Origin of the sequence: Streptomyces sp. NPDC058697, assembly GCF_042715345.1 — a bacterium.
Taxonomy (GTDB): Bacteria; Actinomycetota; Actinomycetes; order Streptomycetales; family Streptomycetaceae; genus Streptomyces; species Streptomyces liliifuscus.
Window position 1 is genome coordinate 106,722 of record NZ_JBHXSU010000008.1, and the last position, 25,546, is coordinate 132,267.

19 protein-coding genes and 1 pseudogene are annotated in these 25,546 nt (G+C 72.1%); 9 read left to right on the forward strand and 11 right to left on the reverse strand.

Going from position 1 to position 25,546, the window contains the following annotated elements:
* Positions 1 to 146: 146 nt before the first annotated feature.
* The 4 genes from ACFWXQ_RS20950 to ACFWXQ_RS20965 form a co-directional block, all read right to left on the reverse strand.
* On the reverse strand, positions 147 to 737 hold the full coding sequence (locus tag ACFWXQ_RS20950) for a cysteine hydrolase family protein (protein ID WP_383949718.1): 591 nt from the start codon (positions 735 to 737) through the stop codon (positions 147 to 149).
* On the reverse strand, positions 734 to 2,212 hold the full coding sequence (locus ACFWXQ_RS20955; RefSeq protein WP_386268825.1) for an MFS transporter: 1,479 nt from the start codon (positions 2,210 to 2,212) through the stop codon (positions 734 to 736). Before ACFWXQ_RS20955 ends, ACFWXQ_RS20950 begins: the two co-directional genes overlap by 4 nt.
* On the reverse strand, positions 2,209 to 2,688 hold the full coding sequence (locus ACFWXQ_RS20960; RefSeq protein WP_383949713.1) for a MarR family winged helix-turn-helix transcriptional regulator: 480 nt from the start codon (positions 2,686 to 2,688) through the stop codon (positions 2,209 to 2,211). The genes ACFWXQ_RS20955 and ACFWXQ_RS20960 overlap by 4 nt, the downstream gene beginning before the upstream one ends.
* A gap of 421 nt (positions 2,689 to 3,109) precedes the next feature.
* Positions 3,110 to 3,892 (reverse strand): sugar isomerase domain-containing protein, encoded by a 783-nt coding sequence (locus tag ACFWXQ_RS20965; RefSeq protein WP_383949710.1) that lies wholly within the window; start codon positions 3,890 to 3,892, stop codon positions 3,110 to 3,112.
* Positions 3,893 to 4,150: 258 nt separating this feature from the next.
* Between ACFWXQ_RS20965 and ACFWXQ_RS20970 the strand changes: the two genes are divergently transcribed.
* The 6 genes from ACFWXQ_RS20970 (at position 4,151) to ACFWXQ_RS20995 (ending at position 13,623) form a co-directional block, all read left to right on the forward strand.
* The gene (locus tag ACFWXQ_RS20970; RefSeq protein WP_383949751.1) at positions 4,151 to 5,035 is read left to right on the forward strand and encodes a MurR/RpiR family transcriptional regulator; all 885 of its coding nucleotides are present in this window, start codon (positions 4,151 to 4,153) and stop codon (positions 5,033 to 5,035) included.
* A 139-nt stretch (positions 5,036 to 5,174) separates the two neighbouring features.
* Positions 5,175 to 9,509 carry an NEW3 domain-containing protein gene (locus tag ACFWXQ_RS20975; RefSeq protein ID WP_386268827.1) on the forward strand — a complete coding sequence of 1,445 codons (4,335 nt, stop codon included), beginning with the start codon at positions 5,175 to 5,177 and terminating at the stop codon, positions 9,507 to 9,509.
* Positions 9,506 to 10,192 (forward strand): peptidyl-prolyl cis-trans isomerase, encoded by a 687-nt coding sequence (locus ACFWXQ_RS20980; protein WP_383953583.1) that lies wholly within the window; start codon positions 9,506 to 9,508, stop codon positions 10,190 to 10,192. The genes ACFWXQ_RS20975 and ACFWXQ_RS20980 overlap by 4 nt, the downstream gene beginning before the upstream one ends.
* A gap of 139 nt (positions 10,193 to 10,331) precedes the next feature.
* Complete coding sequence (locus ACFWXQ_RS20985) at positions 10,332 to 11,702, forward strand: extracellular solute-binding protein (RefSeq protein ID WP_383953585.1); 1,371 nt, start codon at positions 10,332 to 10,334, stop codon at positions 11,700 to 11,702.
* A complete protein-coding gene (locus tag ACFWXQ_RS20990; protein WP_383953593.1) occupies positions 11,702 to 12,724 on the forward strand; it encodes a carbohydrate ABC transporter permease in 1,023 nt (340 codons plus the stop codon). Before ACFWXQ_RS20985 ends, ACFWXQ_RS20990 begins: the two co-directional genes overlap by 1 nt.
* Positions 12,721 to 13,623 (forward strand): carbohydrate ABC transporter permease, encoded by a 903-nt coding sequence (locus tag ACFWXQ_RS20995; RefSeq protein ID WP_383953587.1) that lies wholly within the window; start codon positions 12,721 to 12,723, stop codon positions 13,621 to 13,623. Before ACFWXQ_RS20990 ends, ACFWXQ_RS20995 begins: the two co-directional genes overlap by 4 nt.
* Before the next feature lie 33 nt (positions 13,624 to 13,656).
* Here ACFWXQ_RS20995 and ACFWXQ_RS21000 read toward each other — a convergent pair whose 3' ends face one another.
* Both ACFWXQ_RS21000 and ACFWXQ_RS21005 read right to left on the reverse strand, forming a co-directional pair.
* Complete coding sequence (locus tag ACFWXQ_RS21000; RefSeq protein ID WP_383953595.1) at positions 13,657 to 15,861, reverse strand: glycoside hydrolase family 3 N-terminal domain-containing protein; 2,205 nt, start codon at positions 15,859 to 15,861, stop codon at positions 13,657 to 13,659.
* A gap of 259 nt (positions 15,862 to 16,120) precedes the next feature.
* Positions 16,121 to 17,692: a BadF/BadG/BcrA/BcrD ATPase family protein gene (locus ACFWXQ_RS21005; protein ID WP_383953589.1), complete on the reverse strand. Its 1,572-nt coding sequence runs from the start codon at positions 17,690 to 17,692 to the stop codon at positions 16,121 to 16,123.
* A 65-nt stretch (positions 17,693 to 17,757) separates the two neighbouring features.
* Between ACFWXQ_RS21005 and ACFWXQ_RS21010 the strand changes: the two are divergent.
* Positions 17,758 to 19,078, forward strand: a pseudogene (locus ACFWXQ_RS21010) (glycosyl hydrolase).
* A 52-nt stretch (positions 19,079 to 19,130) separates the two neighbouring features.
* Here the strand turns inward: ACFWXQ_RS21010 and ACFWXQ_RS21015 are convergent.
* Complete coding sequence (locus ACFWXQ_RS21015; RefSeq protein ID WP_383953591.1) at positions 19,131 to 20,624, reverse strand: glycoside hydrolase family 3 N-terminal domain-containing protein; 1,494 nt, start codon at positions 20,622 to 20,624, stop codon at positions 19,131 to 19,133.
* 240 nt (positions 20,625 to 20,864) lie between these two features.
* On the opposite strand from ACFWXQ_RS21015, the gene ACFWXQ_RS21020 reads away from it, so the two are divergent.
* A complete protein-coding gene (locus ACFWXQ_RS21020) occupies positions 20,865 to 21,221 on the forward strand; it encodes a DUF779 domain-containing protein (protein ID WP_383953597.1) in 357 nt (118 codons plus the stop codon).
* A gap of 82 nt (positions 21,222 to 21,303) precedes the next feature.
* Positions 21,304 to 22,548 (forward strand): phosphodiester glycosidase family protein, encoded by a 1,245-nt coding sequence (locus ACFWXQ_RS21025; protein ID WP_386268833.1) that lies wholly within the window; start codon positions 21,304 to 21,306, stop codon positions 22,546 to 22,548.
* A 27-nt stretch (positions 22,549 to 22,575) separates the two neighbouring features.
* On the opposite strand, the gene ACFWXQ_RS21030 is transcribed toward ACFWXQ_RS21025, so the two are convergent.
* From ACFWXQ_RS21030 to ACFWXQ_RS21045, 4 genes are all read right to left on the reverse strand, one after another.
* Positions 22,576 to 22,770: a hypothetical protein gene (locus tag ACFWXQ_RS21030; protein ID WP_055611237.1), complete on the reverse strand. Its 195-nt coding sequence runs from the start codon at positions 22,768 to 22,770 to the stop codon at positions 22,576 to 22,578.
* 168 nt (positions 22,771 to 22,938) lie between these two features.
* Positions 22,939 to 23,799 carry a phosphatidylinositol-specific phospholipase C/glycerophosphodiester phosphodiesterase family protein gene (locus ACFWXQ_RS21035; RefSeq protein ID WP_383955305.1) on the reverse strand — a complete coding sequence of 287 codons (861 nt, stop codon included), beginning with the start codon at positions 23,797 to 23,799 and terminating at the stop codon, positions 22,939 to 22,941.
* 134 nt (positions 23,800 to 23,933) lie between these two features.
* Positions 23,934 to 24,584 carry an ABC transporter ATP-binding protein gene (locus tag ACFWXQ_RS21040; protein ID WP_383955303.1) on the reverse strand — a complete coding sequence of 217 codons (651 nt, stop codon included), beginning with the start codon at positions 24,582 to 24,584 and terminating at the stop codon, positions 23,934 to 23,936.
* Positions 24,585 to 24,619: 35 nt separating this feature from the next.
* On the reverse strand, positions 24,620 to 25,528 hold the full coding sequence (locus tag ACFWXQ_RS21045; protein ID WP_383955311.1) for an ABC transporter ATP-binding protein: 909 nt from the start codon (positions 25,526 to 25,528) through the stop codon (positions 24,620 to 24,622).
* Positions 25,529 to 25,546: the final 18 nt, after the last annotated feature.

A 25,546-nucleotide genomic window follows, 5' to 3' on the forward strand; every position in this document is an offset into this window, starting at 1 on the left:
GTCCGCCGCGTCCCGGGGCCCGGCTGCCAGGTACGTGGGCGACCGCGTGACAGTGGGCTGGTTCGGGGGCAGTCCGACGCCCTCGGCATCAGCCCGCTGCAGCTCATCCTGCGGAGCCGGACCCTTCGTGGACCTTGGCCGAGCGCTCAGGCGGCCTTGAGCAGTTCGGACAGCCGGGTCGTGTCGATCAGGTGGGCGCGGGAGGGGAACACCTTGTCGACCAGGATCCGGGTGACTTCGGGATCGGGGTCGGCGATGCCGTCGGTCAGGACGTAGACGCGGTAGTCACGGTCGGCGACGTCGATGAGGGTGGACAGGACGACGCCGCTGGTGCTGATGCCGGAGAGGACCAGGGTGTCGATGCCGCGGTCGCTCAGCTGCTGGTGGAGGTCGGTGGTGGAGCCCGCGCCGTAGCGGATCTTGCGTACGACGATGTCGTCGTCCTCGGGGGCGATCCGGGCGTCGATCCGGGTGGCGGCATCCTCGTGGTGGAGCATCTTCGCGGCGGCGACCGCGCTGAAGGACTTGTTGTTCTCGGGGACCGCGGCCCAGTCGTCGTCGGTGAAGGCGACGCGGACGTAGCCGATGGTTCCGCCGGCGGCACGGACGTCGGCGATGGCGCCGCCGACCCGTTCGACGAGCGCGCCGGCGTCCGGGACGTGGTCGACGATCCCGTTCTGGAAGTCCATGGCCAGCAGGGCGGTCCGCCGGGGGTCGAGGGCGGGGATGGTGCTCATGCCTGGTTCTCCTTGGTGGGTTGTTCAGAGGTGTGGGTGGTATTGGCGGTGCCGGTCCGTCGGTCCCGGCCACGCCCCATGAGGCGCCGGTCGAGGACGGTCAGCAGCAGGACCGCGACGCCCGCCACGACCAGGACGAGGCCGAGGGAGTGCAGCCCCTGGTCGGTCGCGCCGTCGCGGAAGGCGATGCTGCCGATGACGGACGAGGTGATGGTGCCGAGGTAGCCGAAGGTCCGGAACAGGCCGGAGGCGGTGCCGATCCGGTCGGCCGGCGCCGAGAGGTACAGGGCGGTCTGGTTGCCGACCGTGGTGGTGGCGGAGACGACGCCGAAGACCAGGGAGACCAGGACGATGACGATCGCCGGGCTGGTCGAGGTGAGCAGCATGATGCCCGCCGAGCCGGCCAGCATGCTCAGGGCCGCCACGACCAGCGGGCCGCGCACCAGGTTGCGGCGGGCGAGCGGGCTCGACAGCAGCGCGGACACGGCGCCCATCGGCAGCAGCAGGAGTCCCGCCTGCACCGTGGAGAAGCCGTGTGCGGTCTCCATCCACTGCGTCATGCCGTACATCACGGAGTAGACGCCGAGCAGGGTGAGGGCCTGCCTCAGGTAGGTGCGGGCGAGGGCGCCGTTGGCGGCCAGGCCCCGGAAGTCGAAGAACGGCGCGTCCGTGCGCAGTTCCCATACGACGGTGGGTGCGGCGGCCACGACGAAGACGGCGAGCGCGATCCATTCGAGGTCCGGCAGGCCCATCAGGAAGACGACCAGCGCGGTCATGAAGGTGGCGAAGCCGAGGATGCCGGGCAGATCGATCCGCTCGGCCACCTTGCGCGGGCCACTGTCCGCGCGGTCGAGCGGCGGATCCTTGGGAAGCCAGTGCACGGCCATCACCAGGGCGATCGCGGTGACCGGGATGTTGATGAGGAAGGCCCAGCGCCAGCCCGCCGCGCCCACGATGAGCCCGCCGATCGGCGGGCCGACGGCGGCGGTGGCCATGCCGGCGATCGCGAGGCCGCCCAGCACCGAACCCGGCGGTGCGGTCAGGCCGGCGTCCTGGGCGCGACGCCGGATCATCACCATCGCGCAGGGAAACGCCGCCGAGGTGCCGACGCCGATCAGGACCCGAGCGACGGTCAGCGTCGCGAGATTCTGGCCCATGCCGCCGACCAGCCCGCCGAGCAGGACCAGCACGATGCCGGAGAGGAAGATCCGGCGCGGTCCGAGCACCTCCGCCAGCTTGCCCGCCGTGGGCTGGGCGACGGCGCTGGCCAGGTAGAGCGAGGAGACGAGGACGGCGGTGCTGCCGACCGAGACGTTCAGGTCGGCGGCGAGGGGGACCATCGCGGTCGCGATGATGGAGCTGTTGACCGGGTTGAGGGCGGAGCCCACGTACAGCGGTGTGGTGAACGGCCACGCGAAGGAGTCGCGCTCGGCCTCGCCCGCCGAAGCACCGCCCTGAGTGGCGGCGGTCCTCATATCGCGCCGCCACCGAGGTCGGCGTCGGCGAGCCGCTCCAGCAGCTCGATCGCCTTCTCCACGTCCTCCCGTTCGTCCGGAGCGACGACCTGGTCGATGGCGCGTGCCAGGAAGGAGGAGCGGCCGTTCAGAAGCCTGTCGATCAGCTCGGCCGCCGACGGGTCGGCGCTCATCAGCTTCTTGCGGCCGTCCTTGGGGTCGGGCTCGCCGTGGACCAGTCCGGCGGCCTTGAGCACCGCCAGGCTCTGCGCGATGGCCTGCGCGCTGACGTGCTCCAGCGCGGCGAGCCGGGCCGCCGTGACGGGACCCTCCCGAACGACGCTCACGAGGACGCCGAGCTGCGTGGCGGTCAGGCCGACCGCATGCTGCCCCGACTCCGAGCGCAGGCGTGCGCGCAGCCGCTTCATCGCGTCCTGCAGGCGCTGCGCGGTCTCGGCAGACACGGCGGGCTGCTGCTGCCCGGGATTCGCGTTCATGTGTCCCACCGTAAAACTACACAAGCAACTTTGCCAAGTTACTTGTGTAGTCTTTGCCCGACGCCCAGCGGGGCCTTCCATCGGTCGGGCATGGCCGCTGCGGCCCGGCCCACAACGTCGAAGACGCCCACGACGCTCACGGCGGTGCGGGTCCTTTCGGCGGCGAGTAGGACGGCGCGCCTTATGCGCGGAGCATGTCGGCGGCGAGGTCCCACAGCCGCTCCGCGTTGTCCGTGTCGAGGGCGTGATGGACCGGTTCGTCGACTACTGGGCCACCAAGATCGGCCTGGGGGACGCGATCCGGGCCGTCGTGTCCGCCGGCCGGGACCCGTTCGCGCAGAGCCGCGACCAGGTCGATGAAGCCGTCACCACACTAGGACGAAGTTCGGCACGCGCGAACGAACGTCGGCACGCGCAGCCCTCAGCTCGCCGTACGCCGGATCCGTCCCGCGTACCGCCGCTCAAGGTCGAGGTTCCCCTCGAATCCGCCCGGCACGTTGGCGGACACGTACACCGGCGGTCGCACTCCCGCCGCGAGCAGCAGTGAGGCCGCTTCGGCGACGGTCATCTGGACGAGCATCACGCCGGTCAGGGTGGACAGGGCGCAGACGGAGCCGCCGCCGGGGAGAGGGAGGAGGGCGTCCCCCCGCGGCGCGGCGTTGTCCAGGACGACGTCGGCGATGTCGGCGAGTTTCCGGCCGCTGGGGTGGGAGGCGGGGACGGCCCGGGTGTGGCTCAGTGAGGTGATGGCCAGGACGCGGTGGCCGCGCTCCTTGGCCCGCAGAGCCATTTCCACGATCACGCTGTTGACGCCCGAGTTGGAGATGATGACGAACAGGTCCTCGGGCCGCGGCTCGGCGAGGTCGTAGATCCGCTCGGCGACACCCGGCTTGCGCTCCAGAAGCGGGTCGTCGAGGACGCTCGGGTCGTCGCCGCCGTACAGCACGAGGTCGGCGATGCTCAGCCGGTTGGTGGGCACGAGCCCCCCGGCACGTCCGGCGAGTTCCAGGACGAGGGCCTGGGAGTGCCCGGTGCCGAACGCCTGGACGACGCCGTCGGTCCGCACGCAGTGAGCGATCAGCTCGGCGGCGCGCCGCACATCACCCTCGGCGGACTCGGCGGACTCGGCGGACTCGGCGATGCGGTTCAGGGCATCCAGGCCCTCACGCGCAAACCCGCTGGCGTTCACAGAGTCGACAGACACGCGGCACTCCCCACCGGTGGATGAAACCACCATCCCTTACGAGCTTACTTGAATGAATAAACCATAGGTCACGAGCGGCGGGCAACGCCCCCTCCACCGGCGCCGTCACCACACCCCGGGCCTGACCTGGGCCAGAGGCACCTTCGGTCCTGAGATTCAATCTGCGAGATGGTGGGTGGCTGATACATTCTCAGCTGCACAGCAGGCACCACCGAGGAGATCGGGTACCCCATGGAACGGACCGGCGCCGGCAACGGAATGCCCCCGACGGACGTCACCACGCTGATCCGCACCGAGCTGCCCCGGCTGGCCGGCTCGCTGCGGAAGGTGGGCGAGCTGATCCTGGCGGACCCCGCGGCGGTCACCCACTCCTCCGCCGCCGAGCTGGGCCGCCGCACGGGCACGTCACAGGCCACGGTGACCCGGTTCTGCCGTGCCATCGGCCTCGACTCGTACCAGCACCTGCTGATCGAGCTGGCCCAGGAGCGCGGTCGCGGCGAGGTGTCCGACTGGGGCAGCGCGGAGATCGGCCCCGAGATCTCCCCGGACGACGATCTCGAACGCGTCGTCGCCGTCGTCGGCAGCGCCGACCTGCGCGCGGTCCAGCAGACGATCGACCGGATGGACCTGGACGCGCTGGAGCGCGCGGCCCAGGCCGTCGCCCGTGCCCGCCGCATCGACGTCTACGGCGTCGGCGGCAGCGGCGCCGTCGCCCAGGAGACCGAGACCCGCCTCTTCCGCATCGGCTGCTCGGTGCGGGGCTGGAACGAGGTGCACGGGGCGGCCACCTCCGCCGCGCTGCTCACCCCCGCGGACGTCGCCATCGGCATCTCGCACTCCGGGGCGACCCGCGAGACCATCGAGCCCTTCGAACTCGCCAAGGAGCGCGGCGCCACCACCGTGGCGCTCACCTCCGACCCTCGCTCGCCGCTGGCCCGGGCCGCCGACATCCGGCTGATCTCCGCCACCTCGGAGACCAGCTTCCGCACCGGGAGCATCGGCGGGCGGCACTCCGTACTCGTCCTCATCGACTGCCTCTACGTCCGGGTCGCCCAGCTCTCCTACCAGCGTGCGAGCGCCTCACTGGCGCTGACCGACCACATCACCCCGCAGCACACGGTGAAGAGCCGCCGAACCCGCTGATCCCGACCGACGGCCCCCTACCGTCAATGCCCTGACCGGCAATGTATGGATGAACCACCGAGAAAACATGAAGATGGTTGTTTGAACCATCCTCTCGGTGCCACGATGGTGCTCCGCCGAGCATCCTCGTAGGAGCCCCATGCGCGTCACCTCTGTCGAGTCGACCGAGCTCTTCGCCGGAACCACCGAGCAGCCGCGCCAGATCGTGGCCGTCGAGCTGAGCCACACCCCCGGCCGGACCGTCCGTCTCACCGTCGAGGGCTCCGCCGTCGCCGGGGAGGCCCTCGTCACGGTGGCCGAGAACGGCACCGCGCGCGCCGAGATACCCGTGCGCACCGGCCTCGCGCCCGGCGAGCGCCGCGACATCTCGGTGACCGCGACCGATGTGATCGCCACCGACAAGACCCAAGTGGCCGTGTATCCCGCCGAGTTCACGGCGGCGGAGCCGGGCTGGACGATGTTCATGGTCAGCCACTTCCACTACGACCCCGTCTGGTGGAACACCCAGGGCGCGTACACCGAGACCTGGGACGTCGCCGACGACCCGGCGTCGACGGGGCTGCCGGCGCGCACCTTCGACTCCCGCGGCCAGTCCGGCATGAGTCTCGTCCGGGCCCACTGCGATCTGGCGCGCCGCGACCCGGCGTACACCTTCGTGCTCGCGGAGGTCGACTACCTCAAGCCGTACTGGGACGCGTTCCCGGAGGAGCGCGCCTTCCTGCGGGAGCTGCTGCGGACCGGCCGGGTCGAGATCATGGGCGGCACCTACAACGAGCCCAACACCAATCTCACCGGCGCCGAGGCCACCATCCGCAACGCCGTCTACGGGGACGGCTTCCAGCGGGGCATCATGGGCGCGTCGCCGGAGACCGCCTGGCAGTTGGACGCCTTCGGGCACGATCCACAGTTCCCGGGGCTGATGGCCGACGCGGGACTGTCCTCCAGCTCGTGGGCGCGCGGCCCCTTCCACCAGTGGGGTCCCACCCTCTCGGTCTTCGGCGAGGAGCCCCGGGACCCGAACCGGATGCAGTTCCCCGCCGAGTTCTCCTGGATCGCCCCCTCGGGGCGCGGGCTGCTGACCGCGTACATGGTCAACCACTACGGCGCGGGCTGGGCCATCGACAACGCGCCGACACTGCCCGAGGCCCAGGCAGCCGCGCTTAAGCTCTTCAAGGGGCTCAAGCAGGTCGCGCTCACCCGCAACGTGCTGCTCCCGGTCGGCGGGGACTACGCGCCGCCGTGCCGCTGGGTCATGGACATCCACCGCGACTGGAACGCCCGGTACGTCTGGCCGCGCTTCGTCAGCGCCGTGCCGCGCGACTTCTTCGCCGCCGTACGGGCCGAACTGGACGCCGAGGGGCGCACGGCCTCACCGCAGACCCGGGACATGAACCCCGTCTACACCGGCAAGGACGTCTCCTACATCGACACCAAGCAGGCCCAGCGGTACGGGGAGACGCTGCTCGCCGACGCCGAGGCCTGGGCGACACTCGCCTCGCTCGTCACCGGGCACCCCTATCCGGACGCGGCCCTCGACAAGGCGTGGCGGCAGCTGATCTACGGCGCCCATCACGACGCCATCACCGGCTCGGAGTCCGACCAGGTCTACATCGACCTGCTCACCGGGTGGCGCGAACTGGCGGACCTCGCCGAGGCGGTGCACGCCGACGCGACCGACGCCCTCGCCCGGCACGTGGCCCCGCTGCCGGGTGGCGGCTCCGACCTGGTGGTGTTCAACTCCGCGACCTGGCAGCGGCAGGACGTACTGACCGTCGACGATCCCGGACTCGTACCGCTCGACGACACGGGTCTCCCGCTGCCCGCCGTGCGGGAGAACGGCGAGCTGCGTGTGATCGTGCCGGAGGTCCCCGGGATGGGGCTCAAGGCGCTCCCGCTCGCTCCGGGCACCGTCTCCGAGTGGGTGCCGGGCGAAGGCACCACGATCCGCAACGAGTTCTACGAGTTGACCGTGGACCCGGGACGCGGCGGCGGGGTGAGCCGGCTGCGCGCGCTCACGGAGGGCGGACGGGACCTGCTGCGCGCCGGTGACATCGGCAACGAGCTGGTCGTGCAGGAGGAGTACCCACGGCACCCCCGCTTCGGCGAGGGGCCCTGGCATCTCACCCCGACCGGCACCACGGCCGCCCGCAGCCGCGATGTGACCGCCAACGTCCGGGTCGAGCACTCCCCCGCCGGCTCCCGCGTCACCGTCACCGCCGACCTCGGCCTCTTCCGCTACACACAACGGCTGTGTCTGTGGAAGGGAGTCGCGCGCCTGGATGTGTCCACCACCGTCAACGGTTACGACGGCGCCGACCGGCTGATCCGGGTCCGCTGGCCCTCCGACGTGCGGGGCGGACTGCCGGTGCACGAGGTGGCCGACGCCGTCATCGGCCGCGGGTTCGGCTTCGTGGAGGTCGACAGCGAGCGGTTCCCCTGGACGCTGGACAACCCGGCCAACACCTGGTTCGGCCTGGGCTCCACGGCCCGCGCCGAGATCCGCGACGACACGGGCGCGCTCCTCGGCCACCGTTCGATCGGCGTGGCCGAACTCGTCCACTCCTCCTGGGACGAGGCCGGTGAACTCGGCACCCCGCTCGCGGCGGCCCTGGTCCGCGCGGGCGTCACCGCGACCTCGACGATCGCCGACGGGCCGCGCTACGGCGACCTGGAGATCGACTCCAACCTGCCCGACATCCGCATCGCCGTCGGCGGCCCCGAACGCAACACGGTCGTCGCGGAAGCGCTCGGCTGGGACCCGGCCGCCGGACGCGAGCTGCGCCGGCAACTGGCCGCGCACGGGATCGCGGCCGTCTGGGTCGCGCCGCGCGCGAGCCTGCGCGAGGAGTGGGTGCCCGGAGCCGACCTCCGCGACCTCGAACGGCTGCCGCTGCTCGTCGTGGCGGGCGCCCGCCCGCAGGACGACGCCAAGGCGGTCGACGCGCTGGTGGCCGACCTGGACGACGCGGTCCTGCGGGCCACGGCGGCGGGCGGCGGCGAAGCCCTGCCACCGGGCGACGCCTGGGACGGCCGCAGCTTCGCTGTCCTCAACCGCGGCACACCCGGCTGTGTGGTCACGTCGTCCGGAGACCTCTACATGTCTCTGATGCGCTCGTGCACGGGCTGGCCCTCGGGCATCTGGATCGACCCGCCCCGCCGAACCGCCCCCGACGGCTCGGCCTTCCAGCTCCAGCGGTGGTCGCACACCTTCGAGTACGCCGTGGTGGGCGGCGAGGGCGACTGGCGGAAGCTGGGACTGCCGCGCACCGGCCACGCGTACAACCACCCGCTCACGGCACGGCTTCGCGACGGCGACGCCTCGGGCACCTCGGACACCTCGGATGCACCCGCTGTATCCGAGGTGCCGGACACATCGCCAGAAGCCCCCGTCCTGCCGAGGAGAGCGACCCTGCTGGGCCTGGAGCCCGAGGGCGAGGTCCTGCTCGACGCGCTCAAACCGGTCGGCTCGCCGCTGGCCCGCGGCAGCGTGGCCCCGGCGGACCCGGGCCGCGGGGTCGTCGTACGGATGCACGAGGTGTCCGGCCGCCCGGTACGGGCCCGGGTGCGCGGCCCGCTGGCGTGGACGGCCGGAGCCCGCGCCGACGTCCTGGAGAACCCCGGGGCACCGCTGGCCCCGGACCAGCACGGGGTTCTCGACATCGACCTGACCGGGTTCGAGGTCGCGACGGTCCTGGCGACTCCCAAGGACGGACGGACGCCGCACGGCTCCGGGATCGCCGCGCACGAGCCCGCGCAGCCCGTCCACACCCGGTACTGGCTGCACAACTCCGGCCCCGCCCCGCGCGGCAACATGCCCGTCGCCGTATACGTCTCGCCGACCGCGCTCACCGTCTCCGGGCGCCCCGTGACCGCGACGGTCCGCGTCGGCTCGGAGCTCACCGACGCCCCGGTCTCGGGCACGGTCGCCCTGCGCGTACCGCCGGGCTGGTCCGCCGAGCCCGCCGAACTCCCGTACGCGCTGGGCCCCGGCGGATTCACCCTCTCCGAGGTCACCGTCACCCCCGCCCCCGACGCCACACCCGGCCGCCACTGGCTCACCGCCCAACTGCCGTACGGCGGCCAGATGTACGAGGATGTCGTGGCCCTCGACGTACCGGGCACCGTCCCGGAGGGCGAGCCGGACGGCCGTACGGGTCCAACTCTCGTGTCACGGCTGGGAATTCAGCGGATCAGGGTGCGCGCGGGTGAGGTCGGACGGGTTCCCGTGACCGTGCGCAACACCACTCGCGGTCCGGTCGCCGGCACCCTGTGGGCGGTGTCGTCGTGGGGCACCTGGCCGGGGGTGGGCCCGGGCTGCCAGGGCTTCACCGTGGCCGCCGGGGAGCGGCTGGAGTGCGCGATCGAGGTGGACGGCCGTGCGGTGACGCCGGGGTCGTACTGGCTGATGGCGAAGATCGCCTGGCACGGCAGCGTCGCCTACACCGAGGCCGTACCGCTGGAGGTGCTGCCATGAGCGATCACGTACACGCGCGTTCGCAGCCACCCGGCAGCTCCGCGCACGCCCACCTGCCCGCGGGAGTTGCCGCGCTCGTGGACGGCGACACCCTCGCCGCGGCGCACGTGGACGCGCTGCTGAGGGTCGTACCGCCGCGCGATCCCGTGACCCGTCCCGACGCGTCGGCGCGCGCGGAACGGCAGCGGCGGCGCTGGGCGACCCAGGTGGTCGTCGTGGACGAACTGGCCCGCCGGGCCTGCGTCGAGCGCGGACTGAGGCCTCCCGAAGAAGTCCGGCCGGCCCAGGTACTCGCGGTGGCCGAGGATGACGTCGCGGATCTCGGCAGCATCGTCGCCGCGGTGCTCGCCCACTCCCCGGCCGCGCGCGTCCTGCTCGCCGCGCTGGAGAGCGAACAGGACGTGCCGGAATCGGCGGTACGGGACTACTACGACCGCAACCCGGACCGCTTCCTCACCCCGGACGCCCTGCGCCGCGGAGTCGACCCCTTCGGCGGGACGGACACCTCGGACCACCTGCCGTACGAGGGCGTACGCGCGGGTGTCGCCCACGAGTTGCGCCGGTCCGCCGGCCGGCGCGCCTTCTTCGCCTGGCTCGACCGGGCGCGCGCCGGCGTGGTGTATGCGGCCGGGCACGAACACCCCGGCGATCCGTCCCACCCGGACCACGAGCACCGCCACTGACCGCACGACGGCCGCGTACGGAACCTAAAAGCAACACAGCACCCATTGACCTCCGATGAATTCTGGTCCACCTTTTCATCAATCGGAGTCGAAGTTGGTGAATTGAACCAGCAGCAGACTGGGTCTCAGGAGGGCAGCAATGCGCGCAAGAAGACTGACCGGATCCCTGGCCTGGCTCGTCGTACTGACGTTGACGGCCGCAGGCTGCGGCCTCTCCGGTGGCTCCGACGACGGTGGCGCCACCGCGGGCGGTTGCAAGGTCGACGAGGGAAACGTCGGGTCGGGCAAGCTCACCGGTGACGTCAAGGGAAAGATCACTTTCCAGACGACCAACCTGAAGAAGGACTTCGGGGACTTCTTCAACGGGGTGATCGAGGACTTCGAGAAGGCCAACCCCGGTGCCTCGGTCAAGTGGATCGACGATCCCGGCGACAGCACGTTCACCCAGCGCACGGTCGCCGACGCCCAGGGCTGCACCATGCCGGACGTGATCAACGTCGACTCCCCCACCGCGACGGCCCTGACCAAGGCCGGCTACCTGCTCGACGTGGGCGTCAAGGACCCTGACGCCGCCGAGCCGTTCGTCCCGGCGTTCTGGAAGTCCAGCACCATGAAGGACTCCGCAGGCAAGTCGGTGCACAGCGTGCTGCCCTGGTACACCGGCGGCATCCTCCTGACGTACAACACCGACATGCTCAAGAAGGCCGGCATCGACCCGGCCAAGCCGCCGAAGACCATCTTCGGGCTGTTCGCCGACTACGAGAAGATCGCCAAAACGGCCAAGGGCAAGTACTACGCGACGATGGCCAACCCGATCTGGCGGATCCCCGCCGACTGGGACCAGATGGACATCAAGACGCTGTCCGCCGATGGCAAATCCGCCGTCTTCGCCGACGATCCGAGGACCGTCCAGTACGTGGCCTGGATGGCGAAGCTGTACAAGGCAGGCGCCATGCCGAAGGACTCGCTGTCCTCCAGCAACGACCCCTCCACGCCGTACAGCCAGGGCCAGGTCGCCTACGGTTCGACGAACCCGAGCTTCGTGCGCTTCGTGAAGCAGAACAGCCCGTCGGTGTACGCCAAGACCGGTGTGGGCCAGCAGCCCTTCGACGCGCTCGGCCACACCACGGGCGCCCCGCAGTACATCTCGGTCGCCGCGACCAGCAAGCACGCCCCCACCGCGCTCGCGTTCGCCAAGTTCCTCACCAACGCCGAGAACCAGACGGCCTGGTGCAAGGACCCGAACGTCGTGATCTTCCCGACGACCACGACCTCGCTGGACGACCCGTTCTTCCAGAACGCGACCGGCAGTGACCCCTTCTCCCAGGCCCGAAAGCTCGTCGCCGAGCAGCTCAAGACCACCACCGCCTACCAGACCAACCTCTCCCCGGCCGTGCAGAAGGCCATCGTGTCCCAGGTGCAGCTGGCCATGCAGGGCAAGAAGAGCCCCGAGCAGGCCGTGAAGGACGCCCAGGAGAAGGCCGACGACCTGCTGAAGCAGGCAGGCTGATCGTGGCGACGCAGACCGCGAAGCCGGTGTCCGCGCCCGGTGCGGAGCACACAGCCTCCGTGCCGGGCGCGGCCCCGTCCCGCATACGCCGACTCGGCCGGGCGGTGCTGCCCGGCCCCGCTCCCGGCGCCAACGGCGCGGCGCTGTACCGCCGTTGGTGGCTGCCCTGGCTGTGGACCGCTCCCGCGATCGTCTGCGCGGTGGTCTTCGGCGTGTTCCCGTTCTTCAACACCCTGCTGCTGTCGTTCACCGACGCCAAGCCGCTCGGCGGCGCCGCGAGTTTCGTCGGGCTCGACAACTACACCCGGATGCTGGACGACTCGGACTTCTGGCTGGCGACCCGCAACAGCATCCTGTACGCGCTGGTCGTCGTACCGCTGATGGTGCTGCTGCCGCTGCTGCTGGCCGTCCTGGTGGAGAAGAACCTGCCCGGCATCGGCTTCTTCCGCTCCGCCTTCTACACGCCGGTCCTCGCCTCCAGCGTCGTCGTGGGGCTGAGCTGGCAGTGGCTGCTGGCCGACGACGGGCTGATCAACACCTGGCTGGAGAAGGCCCATCTGATCAGGGACGCCATCCCGTTCCTGTCCGACTCGTGGCTGATCCTGTTCTCCGCGATGGGCCTGACCCTGTGGAAGGGGCTCGGCTGGTACATGATCTTCTACCTGGCCGCGCTGGGGAACGTGCCCAGGGAACTGCACGAGGCGGCGTCCATGGACGGCGCCGGTGCGGTCCGCCGCTTCTGGCACATCACCGTGCCGGGTGTGCGGCAGGCCATGATGCTGGTCGGCACCCTCACCGGCATCGGCTCACTGCGCGTGTTCACCGAGCTGTACATGCTCGGCGGCCCCACCGGCGGTCCCGGTGGCGCGGACCGCACGCTGCCCTTCTACATCAAGGACGTCGGCCTGGACCCGATCACCGGCAACGCCGGCTACGGCTCGGCGGTCAGTGTGGCGCTGTTCCTGCTGACGCTGGGGCTGACCCTGCTGGCGCAGCGGCTCACGAGGGAGGACGAGTCATGACGACCGCGACCGCGGCCTCGAACGCGACCGAGACCGCACCTCGCAGGAGGCTGCTCCCGCGCTGGCGGGACTACGGCCGCCCCCGCGAACTGGCCGTCCGCTACCTGCTGTTGCTCTTCGTGCTGGGCATCACCGTCGGCCCGTTGGTCTGGCAGCTCCTGGCCTCGCTGAAGAGCACCAGCGAGGACGTCTTCGGCGCGAACGCCTCACTGTTCCCGCACGAGCCGACCCTGCGGGCCTACCGGGCGGTCTTCGACCAGGTGCCGGTGGCCACGTACATCAGGAACAGCATGTTCGTGGTCGTCCTGTCGGTCGGCAGCCAGTTGCTGTTCTCCACCACGGCCGGCTACATGCTCTCCAAGCCCAACTGGAAGGGCCGCAAGGCGGTCTGGGTCGTGCTGATCGCCTCGATGATGTTCCCCTTCGAGTCGATCATGGTGTCGCTGTTCCTGAGCATCCGCGATCTGGGTCTGGTCGACAACCTGGTGGGTGTGTGGCTGCCCGGGTTCGTCGGTGCCATCAACGTGCTGCTGATGCGCGCCGCGTTCATGGCGGTGCCGCGCGAGATCGAGGACGCGGCGATGCTCGACGGCGCCGGCGAGTGGCAGCGCTTCCGGCACCTGTACCTGCCGTCCGCGTGGGGCGCGATCCTGGTGGTCACCATCAACACCTTCATCAGCGCCTGGGACGACTTCCTCTGGCCCCTGATCGTGCTGCGCTCGGAGGAACACATGACGCTGACGCTCGGTCTCTCGCGGCTGCAGAGCTCGTCGTTCGGCTACGACCAGCGGGTGGTGATGGCCGGTTCGGTGATCTCCGTCATCCCGGTGCTGGTGCTGTTCGTGATCACCCAGCGGTGGTTCTACAAGGGGGTCTCGTCGGGGGCCGTGAAGCTCTGACGGCCCGCCGGCCGTCGCTGTGGACCGTCGCCGTCAACCGTCGATCCGCAGCACGGCCGGTACGGCGTTCAGCGCGGCCCTCGCCGATTCCGCGACGCGGATCTCCATGGTGCCGGGCAGTACAGCCGTCTCCAAGTCGGCGCCGACCTGCGCGAGTTGGTCGGCGTCGAGCGGGATGACGACCGTGCGGGTCTCCCCGGGAGCGAGCTCGACGTTCCTGAAGGCGCGCAGTTCGAGCGTGCGCGGCCACACGGGCGTGACCAGCCGGCGGAGGTAGAGCTGGACGACGGTACGCCCGGCCCGTTCTCCGGTGTTGGTGACGTCGACGGCGACGGTACGCCCGGACAGACGCGGCGGACCGTAGGCGAAGCTCGTGTACGACAGCCCGTGCCCGAAGGAGTAGAGCGGCTCGGCACTTTCGTCGAGGTACGCCCCGTACTCGGTGTCCTTGTGGTTGTAGTGGACGGGCAGTTGCGCGGCCGACCGGGGCACGGAGACGGGGAGACGGCCGAGGGGTTCGGCGAGGCCGAGCAGGACCTCGGCGATCGCGTCGCCGCCCCACGGGCCCGGGTACCAGGCGGTGAGCAGCGCCGCCGCGCGTTCCGCGGCCTCCGGGACGACATGCGGGCGCCCCTGCACGAGGACCACGACCGTGGGGGTGCCGGTCGCCACGACGGCGTCCAGCAGGGCCCGTTGGGCCTTGCCGAGCCGCAGCCCCGCTAGGTCGACACCCTCTCCGCAGGTCATCTCGGACACGGCTCCGAGGGCCGCGCCGTTGGCGGCGAAGTCGGTCTCGGGGGTACGGGCGCTGCTGCCGCCCAGCGCGAGCACGGCCAGGTCGGAGCCGCCGGCCTGGGCGATGGCCTCGGGTATCCCCGAGAGGTCGTCGCCGGTCAGGGCGCAGCCGCGGGCGTGGCGGACGTCCACTCCGGGCGGGGCGAGCCGCCGCAGCCCGTCGAGGAGACTGGCGCCGGTGCCTGGGCGCTGCGGGGCCGTGTAGTCGCCGAGTTGATGGGCGGTGGTGGTGGCGTGCGGGCCCAGGACCGCGATGCGGGACACCGTGGGGCGGACGGGCAGGACGCCCCCGTCGTCGTGGAGGAGGGTGACCGCGCCTCGAGCCAGGGCGGTGCTCAGTTCCCGGCCGCGGTCCGGCGACGGAGCGGTCAACCGGCCTTCGGCACAAGGCCGTTCGAACAGACCGAGGCGGAACTTCAGGCGCAGCACCCGGGCGACGGCGGCGTCGAGCACGTCCTCCTGGACGAGTCCACGCTCGACGGCCTCTTCCAGGTGCGTGAAGCCGTCGTCCCAGAGGCTGAGGTCGATGCCCGCGTTGAGTGCCAGGGCGCCCGCCGAGACCGTGTCGCCGGTGATCCGGGCCAGCCGGTCGACTGCGAGGCCGTCCGCCATGACGAGCCCGTCGAAGGCCCAGCGCTCGCGCAACAGCCCCGTGAGCAAGGGCCTGTTGCCCGCGCAGGGAAGCCCGTCGACCTCGTTGTACGCGGCCATGACCGCGGCGGTTCCGGCGCGGATCCCCGCCCGGGCGGCGGGGAGATGGATCTCGTGGAGCTCGCGGGGCCCGAGTTCGGACTCCGCGGAGTTGCGGCCGCCGACGGTGGCGCCCTGTCCGGCGAAGTGCTTGAGCACCACGGCGGCCTTGTCCTCGGCGAACTGGCCGTCCGTGCAACCGGATTGCCCCTGCATGCCGCGCACGAGCGCCTCGGTGAGGCGGGCCGCCAGATACGGGTCCTCGCCGAAGCACTCCTCGGTACGGCCCCAGCGGGGATCGCGCGCGAGGTCCAGGGCCGAGACGAGGGCGACATGGCCGCCACGGGCCCGCAGTTCGGCCGCGGCATGGGCGGCGGCCTGCTCGTACAGCTCGGGATCCCAGGTGGCTCCGACGGCCAGGTTGACCGGCAGGACCGTGCCGTCGAGGGCCATCAGGCCGTGCGGGACCTCCTCGACGAGGAGCGCCGGGATGCCGAGGCGGCTGCTTTCCATGACGTGGCGCTGCACCAGGTCGGCGAGCGTGGCGCCGTCGGCCGCGCCCACGCCGGTCGAGTGGTCGACGCCCGACCAGGCGTCGGCGCGCAGGAGTCCGTACAGGGCGCCGAGGCCGGCGAAGCGGTCTGTCTCGGCGTACAGCGCCTCGGTGAGTTCGAAGCCGTCCGGGGTGCGGCGGTAGGCGTCCCAGCCGTACATCCGCTGGTTGAGCTGGCCGGCCTTCTCCCGCAGGGTCATCCGGGCGAGCAGGTCGGCGACCCGGGCGTCGACGGCGGCGTCCGGGTCCAGATAGAGGGGGCTCCGCGTGTCGTGCCCCCGGGAGACCTCGGGTGTCTGCTCGGGCCGGGCGGCCGCGTGTTCCGGAGTCGGCATGCGGCCGGTTCCTTCCGTGCTGTTCTCGCGTGGGGCCGGGGGCGTGCCGGTCAGGTGGCGCGGGTTCAGGTCGCTCGGGGTGAGGTGTCCCGGTTCGAGTAGCCCGGGTTCAGGTAGTCCGGGTTCAGGTAGTCCGGGGCGAGGGTGGCGGGCCGCCGTGCCCGAGCCGGGCCAGGGCCACGGCTCCCCCGCAACCGTCCGCCACCCAGTCCAGCGTCAGGCCGAGCACCTTGAGGCGCTCGCTCAGAAGAGCTGTCAGGGGTCCGTCGGGGCCGAGCAGCCCGCCGGTGGCGACGATCCGCTCACCCTGGCGGGGCGCCAGCGCGCGGACCGGTTCCAGCAGGTGGTCCGCCGCCTCGTCGAGGATCGCCCCCGCGACGGCGTCCTGACGCCGGGCCGCCTCGGCGACCAGCGGGGCGAGCCGGGCGAGGTGGATCGGGGGCTCGGCCATGACGGCGGGCAGCAGGTACATGCGATAGGCCGCGCGCTGCGAGGGCGACCACTCCGGCTCCTCCGGGAGGCGCTCACGGGCGGAGCCGGAGGCGCCGGAGGCGCCGGAGGCGCTGAGAGAGGCGGAGGCGGAGGCAGAGGCGGGGGCATCAGCGCTGACCGGGTTCACCGCGTGGTCCGAACTGCTCGCATTGCGCGGGCTCCCCGCACCATCGCGCCCGCCCGCTCCACTCGGGCTCCCCAAGCCATCCCGGCCACCCGCATCACCTGGGCTCCCCAAGCCATCCCGTCCGCCCGCACCACCCGGGCTCCCCAAGCCATCCCGGCCGGGCGCAGCACCGGGACTTCCCACACCATCCCGGCCACCCGCACCACCGAGACTTCCCACACCGCCCAGGCCGTCCACATCACTCGGGCGCCCCACACCGTCCCAGCCGCCCGCACCACCAGGGCTCCCCAAGCCATCCCGGCCACCCGCACCACCGAGACTTCCCACACCGCCCAGGCCGCCCGCACCACCCGGACCCCCCACACCATCCCGGCCTCCCGCACCACCCAGGCCGGCCGGATCTCCGTACGGCCGGTCCTCGGCGTACGGCCCGTCCTCGGTGTACGACCGGCCCTCGGCGTACGGCAGTGCCTCTGCCGGCACCCCCAGCGCCCGCCCGACCCCGTCGGCGAGCATCGTGGGACCGCCGCGGCCGTCCGCCATGCGGAGCGCCGCCCGTACCGCGCTGCGGCCGATCCAGAAGCCGCCGCCGTCGTCCCCGAGCAGCCAGCCGTCGCCGCCGACGGTCACCGCACAACGGCGGTCCGTGATGCGCATCGCGACCACGCCGGTGCCGGCCACCAGGGCAAGGCCGTCGGCCGGGGTGCCGGGTGCGGAGGCGAAGGCCGCCTCGATGTCGCTGCTGACGCCGACCGAATCCGCCGCGATGCCCAGGCGTCGCAGCGCGGCGGTGAGCGCGGCCAGGGCGTTGAGGCGGCCGGGCTCGTCCGGGGCGGTCTCCGCCGCGCCCGCGAATCCGCCGGCCACGGCGACGACCCTGGCGCGGTCCGCCTCCGGCACAGCCCGGGCGACGGCCTCGGCCAGGTGTTCGGTGAGCAGCGGCAACGGGACGGTCAGGGCGTTGCCGGGTCCTGCGACGCCCTGACCGAGCACGCGGCCGTCCACGGCGGACGCCAGGACGGCGCGGGTCCGGGTGCCGCCGGCGTCCAGGCCCACCACGAGGTCCCGGTTCCGCACGCGATCCTGCACCCGGCCTCGCCCCCGACCTGAATCCTGGTTCAAATCATTGTTCATTGGCGACCATGGTGGTTGATACATTCGCCCAGAACAAGCCCCGGCCGCGCGTCGGCACAGGTTTCCGAGGAGGACGCCATCAGCACTCCCCCCGTATCCGGCACGCCCGCACCCCGCTTCGGCGTGAACTACACGCCCCGCCGCGGCTGGTTCCACTCCTGGCACGACTTCGACCCGGCCCACGCCCGTGAGGACCTGGCCCAGATAGCCGGGCTCGGCCTGGACCACGTACGCGTCTTCCATCTCTGGCCGCTCCTGCAGCCCAACCGCACGCTGATCCGCGGCGCGGCCGTCGACCAGCTGGTCCAGCTCGTCGACCTGGCGGCCGAGGCCGGTCTCGACGTCCTCGTGGACGGAGTGCAGGGCCATCTGTCGAGTTTCGACTTCTATCCGGAGTGGACCCGCAGCTGGCACCACCGCAACGTCTTCACGGACCCCGAGGCCATCGAGGCCCAGGCGGAGCTGCTGCGTGTCCTCGGGCGCGCGCTCGCCGACCGGCCCAACCTCATCGGTCTCCAGCTCGGCAACGAGCTCAACAACCTGGTCGAGCACAACCCGGTGACGGTCGCGGAGGTGGACCACTACCTCGACACGCTCCTCGCCGCCGCCCGGGACGGCCTCGCCGCCGCCCCGCCCGGCCGCCTCGTCACGCACTCCGCGTACGACGCGGCCTGGTACGGCGACGACCACCCCTTCACCCCGGAGGCCTCGGCCCGCAAGGGCGACCTGACCACCGTCCACCCGTGGGTCTTCTCGGGCGACTGCGCACGCCGTTACGGGCCCCTCTCTCCGCAGGTCCTGCACCTCGCCGAGTACGGCGTGGAGCTCGCCAAGGCCTACGCCGAGGACGTGACGCGGCCGGTCTGGGCGCAGGAGACCGGTGCACCCGAGCCGCACATCCCGGCGGCCGACGCACCCGAGTTCGCGCGCGCCACCGTGCTGAACGCCTCCGGGTGCGCGGGGCTGTGGGGCGTGACCTGGTGGTGCTCCCACGACGTGGACCGCTCCCTGGCCGACTTCCCGGAGCTGGAGTACACCCTGGGCCTCTTCGACTCCTCCGGCCGCCCCAAGCCGATCGCCACCGCTTTCGCCGACGCCGTCGCCGAGGTACGGGCCAAGCCCCGCCCCGCGCAGCCGCGCGACCTCGCCCTGGTCCTGGACTGCACGCCCGCCACCAGGTCGGTGTCCGGTCCGGGCGGGGCGTACTTCGAGGCGTGGATGTGGCTGCGCAGCCAGGGCGTCCGCCCGACGGTGGTCCTGGCCTCACACGCGGACGACGCCGAGTACCTCTCGGCCCGCGGCATCACGGATCTCGTACGGAATCCGTGACCGCGCCGGTCACCGGAGCCCGTCGAGGCGGCGGAGCTTGCCGGCCGTGCGGCTACTCGCCCGCCAGCGCCTCCGCCGCCGCCCGCAGGTTGGCCCGGCCGCGCCCGTACGAGCACAGGTCGTCCCCGTCCTCGGGGAGCCCGGTGGAGACCCGTACGGCGTCCGGGCGCCGGGCCAGCAGGGAGTCACGGAGGCGGGCCTGCCAGGGGTGCAGACCGGCGTCGTGCGTGGCGACGATCAGCGGGGAGCCCTCGGCCCACCGCAGGATCCCGGTGACGAGGGCCGCCGGGTCGGCCGGCTCCCCGGTGACCGCGGTTCCCGATGCCGTGGGGTCGACGGCACGCAGCTCGGTCAGCAGGTCCTCGCCGCCCCAGTTGAGCGCGGGGTGCGGCGGCGGGAAGAGGTCTACGACATGGGCGCCGGACACGGAGGGCCGGCCGGACCGGACGCGTACGGCCAGGCGGGCCGCCTCCGCTCCGGCCCCGGAGTCCCAGGCGGCGACCGTGCCCGGTGCGGCCGGCGTCGCGTACCGCTCGGCGAGGCGGCGGACCCGCCCGGCGGCCTCCCAGACGCGCTCGTCGGGCAGCGCTCCGGTGCGCAGCGCGCCCAGGACCGCGTCACGGCAGGCCAGCGTGGTCTCCAGGTCCGGTACGGCGACGATGACCTGGTCGGCTCCCGCGGCCAGGGCGATCCGGGCTCCGGCGGCCTCTCCGTAGCGGTCGGCGATCGCCTTCATCTCCAGCGCGTCGCTGACCAGCACTCCCTCGAAGCCGATCTCGTCGCGGAGCAGATCGCGCAGGATGCGGCGGCTCAGCGTGGCCGGACGGTTCGGGTCGAGCGCCGGGAACACGACATGGGCGCTCATGAGCATCGGAACGCCCGCGGCGACGGCCGCGCGGAACGCGTCGAGGTCGGGGAGCAGTTCGTCGTACGGCCGCGGGTCGACGGCGGTGTCGTGGTGGCTGTCGGTCACCGTGCCGCCATGGCCGGGGAAGTGCTTGGCGCAGGAGGCGACACCGCGGGCCTCGGTGGCGGTGATCCACGCCTGCAGGTGGCGCCCGACGAGCGCGGGGTCGGCGCCGAAGGAGCGGGTGCGCACGATCGGGTTGTCCGGGTGGTGCTGGAGGTCGGCGACCGGGGCGTAGGAGGCGGTGATGCCGAGGGTGGCGAGGTGTCCGGCCAGCGCGTCGGCGCAGCGGGCGGTCAGTTCCGTGTCGTCGACGACGCCGAGCGCGAAGTTGCCGGGGACGTCGGGCGCGCCCGCGCCCACCAGGTGGCCGATCCCGCCGCCCTCGTTGTCGATGCCGACGATCAGGTCGGGGCGTATGGCCCGCAGCTCGTCGGTGAGCCGGCGTACCTGTTCGGCGTCGCGCACGTTGCGGGTGAACAGGATGACTCCGCCGAGCCCCCGGTCGACGAGCCGTTTCAGGGTGGCGGGGACGCTCGCGGTCCCGTCGAACCCGGCGACGAGGCAGCGGTGGGCGGCCTCGTCCAGGTCAACGGGCAGACCGGGACCGTCGAACGCGGCGGGCAGGGGATGGATCACGTCGACTGTCCTCCGGTCGGATGACGGATCGGATGATGCAAGCCACCAAAACATAACCCCAAGGTGAATCAATCAACCAGCCCCCATGACGCAGCGCATGCGCCGCACCACGGAGGGCAGCGGTCCGCAACGATCTCCTGACGCGGGCCTGACGCCCGTCCTTCGCCCTCGGTAGGGTCCGCGGCAGCGGTCAGGACCTGGTCCGGTACGCCTCGAAGCGATGAGGAGTGATGCACGGTGATCCCATCCGCCCCGCGCGTGGAGCTGACACCCGCCGCCGCCGAGCTGCTGCGCCGACTGCGGGCCACCCACGGTCCGCTGATGTTCCATCAGTCCGGCGGCTGCTGCGACGGCAGCGCGCCCATGTGCTACCCGGAGGGCGAGTTCCGGACGGGCGACTCCGATGTGCTGCTCGCCTCGCTGGCCGTCGAGGGCGTCGAGGAGCCTGTGACGTTCTGGATGTCGCGGAGTCAGTACGAGGTGTGGAGCCACACCCGGCTGATCGTCGACGTGGTGGCGGGGAGGGGCAGCGGCTTCTCGCTGGAGGCACCCGAAGGGGTACGTTTCCTGACCCGTTCGCGTCTCGTCGGTACGTAGTCGTCGTCACGCCACCTGCTCTGTGGTGAACTCCCTTGTGTCCTGGGCCATTTGAGGAGACAGCGGAGAGAGCAGGGGCAGCGTGAGACGACGCACCGGACGACTCAGAACCGCACTGACGGTAGTAGCGGCATGGAGCGCACTGGCCGGTGCCGCCCTGGCAGGGGCGGCACCGGCCAGTGGCGCGCCGGACGGCGGCCCGCCGGGTTTCCACCGGCTCGCACCCGGCGTGAGCTACACCGAGTTCGATATTCCGGCCGCCAAGGGTGTGGCGCACGCACATGTGCTCAGCGTCGATCTCCGCAATCCACGGGTGAGTGTCGACCTGCTGCACCCCGGCGCGGTGGCGGCGCGTGCTCCCGTGTCGCGGCTGGCCGACGCCCGGGGTGCCGTCGCGGGTGTGAACGGCGACTTCTTCAACATCACCGAGACCCAGCACCCGGGGGTCGAGGCGACCGGCGCGTCCGTCGGTCCCGCGATCGCGAGCGGGCGCACGCTCAAGGCGGCGGTCCCGGACGGCCAGCGCTTCGGCCCCGCACTGCCGCCCGGCACGAGCACCCGGGACGTACTCGGCGTGGGCACGGACCATCGGGCCCGCCTCGACAGCATCGCCCTCGACGGGTCGGTCGCCACCGCGGAGACACGGCTTCCGCTCGGCGGGCTCAACCAGTACGCGCTGCCCGTCGGTTCCGTCGGCGCGTTCACCTCCGACTGGGGCACGCCCTCCCGGGTGCGGGCCACCTGCGGGACGGACACCGACCGGGCCGCGCCCTGCAGTACGGACACCCATGAGGTGACCGTCCGGGACGGCCGGGTCGTGTCATCGGCCGACACACCCGGCAACGGACCCATCGCTTCCGGCACCACAGTCCTGGTCGGCCGGGAGGCGGGCGCCCAGCAGCTGCGGAAGCTGTCCCTCGGTGACCGGGTCACGGTCCGGCACCGGCTGGTGGCGGCCACGTCGAGGATCCCGTACCGGTTCGTGGTCGGCGGCTATCCGGTCCTCAGGGGCGGCCAGCCGCTCGCGGGGCTCGACAACACGACCGCGGCGGTACGGACCGCCGCGGGCATCTCGGACGGCGGCCGCCGGCTCCTGCTGCTCGCGCTGGACGGGGCACCGGAGTTCCGCACCGGACTCACCATCGCGGAAGTCGCCGGCACCATGCGGGAGTTGGGTTCCGTGGACGCCTTCAGTCTCGACGGAGGCGGCTCCAGCACGCTGGCCGCGCGGGAGCCGGGCTCGACGACGGCGACCGTGCGCAATCATCCCAGTGGCGGGGCGGAGAGGCCGGTGCCCAACGGGATCGGCGTGTTCTCGCGGTCGTGATCCGCGCGCCCCACCCCTGCCGCGGGCTCACGGCCTGAGGCTGCTGACGACGTCGGCGGTCGCCGTGAGCCCGTTGTGGATGGTCGGCGCCATGCTCGTGCTCGCGAGATAGAAGCCGAGCAGCACACAGACCACGGCGTGCGAGAGCTTCAGCGCGCCGTTGCGGAGGAAGACCACCGCAAGAATCAAGAGCAACAGGACCACAGAGATGGAAATGGCCATCGTCAACCTCCTCCGCCACGCCCACACCGCGGCTTTCGGCCGCAAGTGTGGCGTAGCGGGGGGTTCGTCCGGGCGGCTGACGTGTCCGCCGAACGTGTGTTGACTGCGCGTGAAAGCGCTGGGCTACGCCCGTCGGTCGGTGATCTCCGGGCTACGCCGCTCGTGGACCTACCGGTGCGCGTCCAGGAACGCTTCGAGACCCGCGAGGTCGTCGGTGTTGATGTAGTCGGCGTCGGCGGCGAGGAGTTCGCCCCAGACCGCGTCCCGGGCGGGGCCCGCCAGATCGGGGGTGGCCCAGAAGCGGACCTTCTGCCCACGGGAGTGCGCCGCCGCGATGATGCCGCGCAGCTTCTGCCGCTCCACCTCGGGGAACGTGCCGACGCCCTGCCAGGTGAAGTTGAGCGTCCAGTTGTCGCTGATCAGCGGGATGAAGGAGGCCGGGGCGGGGACGGGGGCCAGCAGGTCGAGGAGGCGGCCGTCGTAGAAGGCCCGCCGCACGGTCTGCGCCTCCATCGGGACACGCGCCGCACGGTCGCCGGAGATCACGGCCGTCACCGCGCCGGGGTAGACCCGGCCATGGGCGTACGTCGTGAACAGGTGCCGGTAGCGGCGCAGTTGGCGGTCCAGCTCCAGGTACGTGGACGCGCCCTCGGTCTTGATGTCGATGAGCAGCTGGACCGGCTTGCGCTGCCCCCGGTACACCGAGCCGCGGTTGGCCTTCACCCGGGCGGCGAGGGGGGCGAGGTAGAGGGATTCCAGCGTCCGGGTCGGGTCGAGCTCGACCGGGTCGTGGGCCACCAGCAGTTGCTTCCCGACGAGGAAGATGTCCGACTCGACGCTCCCGAAGCGGTGGTCGAGCGCGTCGAGGAGGGGCCGGGGGTGGAGGTAGTCGTTGTGCGCGTGGGCGCGCCACAGCGGGCGCGGCCGGTGTCCACCCTCGGTCGCCTGCGCGTACGCGGGCACGGCGACGCTGCCCGCCACCGCGGCGGCGAGGGTGGTGAGGGCTCTGCGACGGGTGGTGAGGGCCATGTCTGCCTCCCTGAGAGTGCCTTATGGGCCTCAGCGAGTATCGGTCCTCGCGGGGCTCAAGGAGCAGGGCCGTGCGGGGAGTTGGCCGGACTGCCGCTGTGCGTTCACTTCGCCCGACGGCCTCCGGCGGACGTTCACACCGAGGTCAACTCGGCCCACGCGACGGTCCGGTCGCACCACCGCTCCAGCAGCACCCGGTCGTGCCCGACGGCCAGCAGTCCGGCCCCGCTCTCCCGCCGGTACGCCTCCACGACGCCGACCAGCGCGGCCGTGGTCGAGGCGTCGAGCATCGCCGTCATCTCGTCGCAGACGAGCCAGCGCGGCCGCAGCGCGAGCGCCCGGGCGAGACAGGCCCGCTGCAGCTGCCCGTCGCTGACCTCGTGCGGCCGGCGGCCCAGCAGGTCCGCTCCGAGCCCCACGGTTTCGGCCAACTCCCGTACGCCGTCGACTGTTTGCCCGGTGGCCCGGAGCGGCTCGGCGATCAGGTCGGCGAGCCGCAGGCGGGGGTCCGCCGAGAGGCGTGGCTGCTGGAAGACGACCCCGAAGGCGGTGCGCTGGGCGCGCGGCGCGCGATGACGCCAGCCGCGGGCCGGCTCGCCGTCCATGACGACCTCGCCGGAGTCGGGCCGGTGCAGCAGCGCGGCGACCCGGGCCAGCGTGGACTTGCCGCAGCCGCTGGGCCCCTGGAGCCCCACGGCCTCCCCGGCACCCACGGTCAGCGAGACCTCGCGGACGACGGGGGCACGCCGGTCGTACCCGGCCGTGATGGACCGCAGCTCAAGCACGCGCAACCTCCCGAAAGTGCATGTGCGGCTCCCGGTCACGCACGCGCCACCTCCACCTGATCCAGGTGACCCACGTGATGGCAGGCCACACCCGCCACGAACTCCGGCAGGACACCGCACGCCTCGCTCACCCGACCGCACCGCGCGGCGAAGGCGCACCCGTCCGGGAGTGCGCCGAGTTCCGGCGGCATGCCCGGGATCGGCGTGAACTCCCGCTCGGGAAGGGCGTTGAGCAGACCGCGTGCGTACGGATGCCGCGGCCCCGGCGCACCGAAGAACTCGGCCGCGTCGGCGATCTCCACCACGCGTCCCGCGTACATCACGGCGACCCGGTCGGCGATCCGCTCGGCCGCCGCCAGGTCGTGGGTGATCAGCAGCAGGGCGCGATGGTCGCCGGTGTGGCGACGGAGTTCGTCGACCGTCCGCTCGACGAGGTCGCGGTCGAGCCCGGTGGTCGGCTCGTCGGCGAGCAGCAGGGGCGCGTCTCCGACGAGGGCCAGCGCGGTGGCGGCCCGTTGGGCGAGCCCGCCGGACAACTCGTGCGGGTAGCGGTCGAGATGGTCCACGGGGAACGCGGCCCGCTCCGCGGCGGCTGCCACACTCTCGCCGGAAGCCCCGGTCAACTCCCGTACAGCCTCGGCAAGTTGGGACCGTACGGTCCGCACCGGCGTGAGGTGGGCCGCGGGACTCTGCGGTACGAGCCCGACGCGCCGCCCGCGGACCTCCCGGGCGAGCAGCCGCTCGTCCGCGGCCAGCAGGTCGAGCCCGTCGCCGCCGAGCAGCGCCGAACCCGCGACCGACGCATTGCCGGGCAACAGGCCCAACAGGGCGGAGGCGAGCACCGACTTGCCGCAGCCGCTCTCGCCGACGAGGGCCAGGCACTCCCCCGCCACGAGGTCGAAGGAGACGTCGGTGACGGCCCGTACGTACGCCCGGTAGCGCATCCGGAAACGCACGGAGAG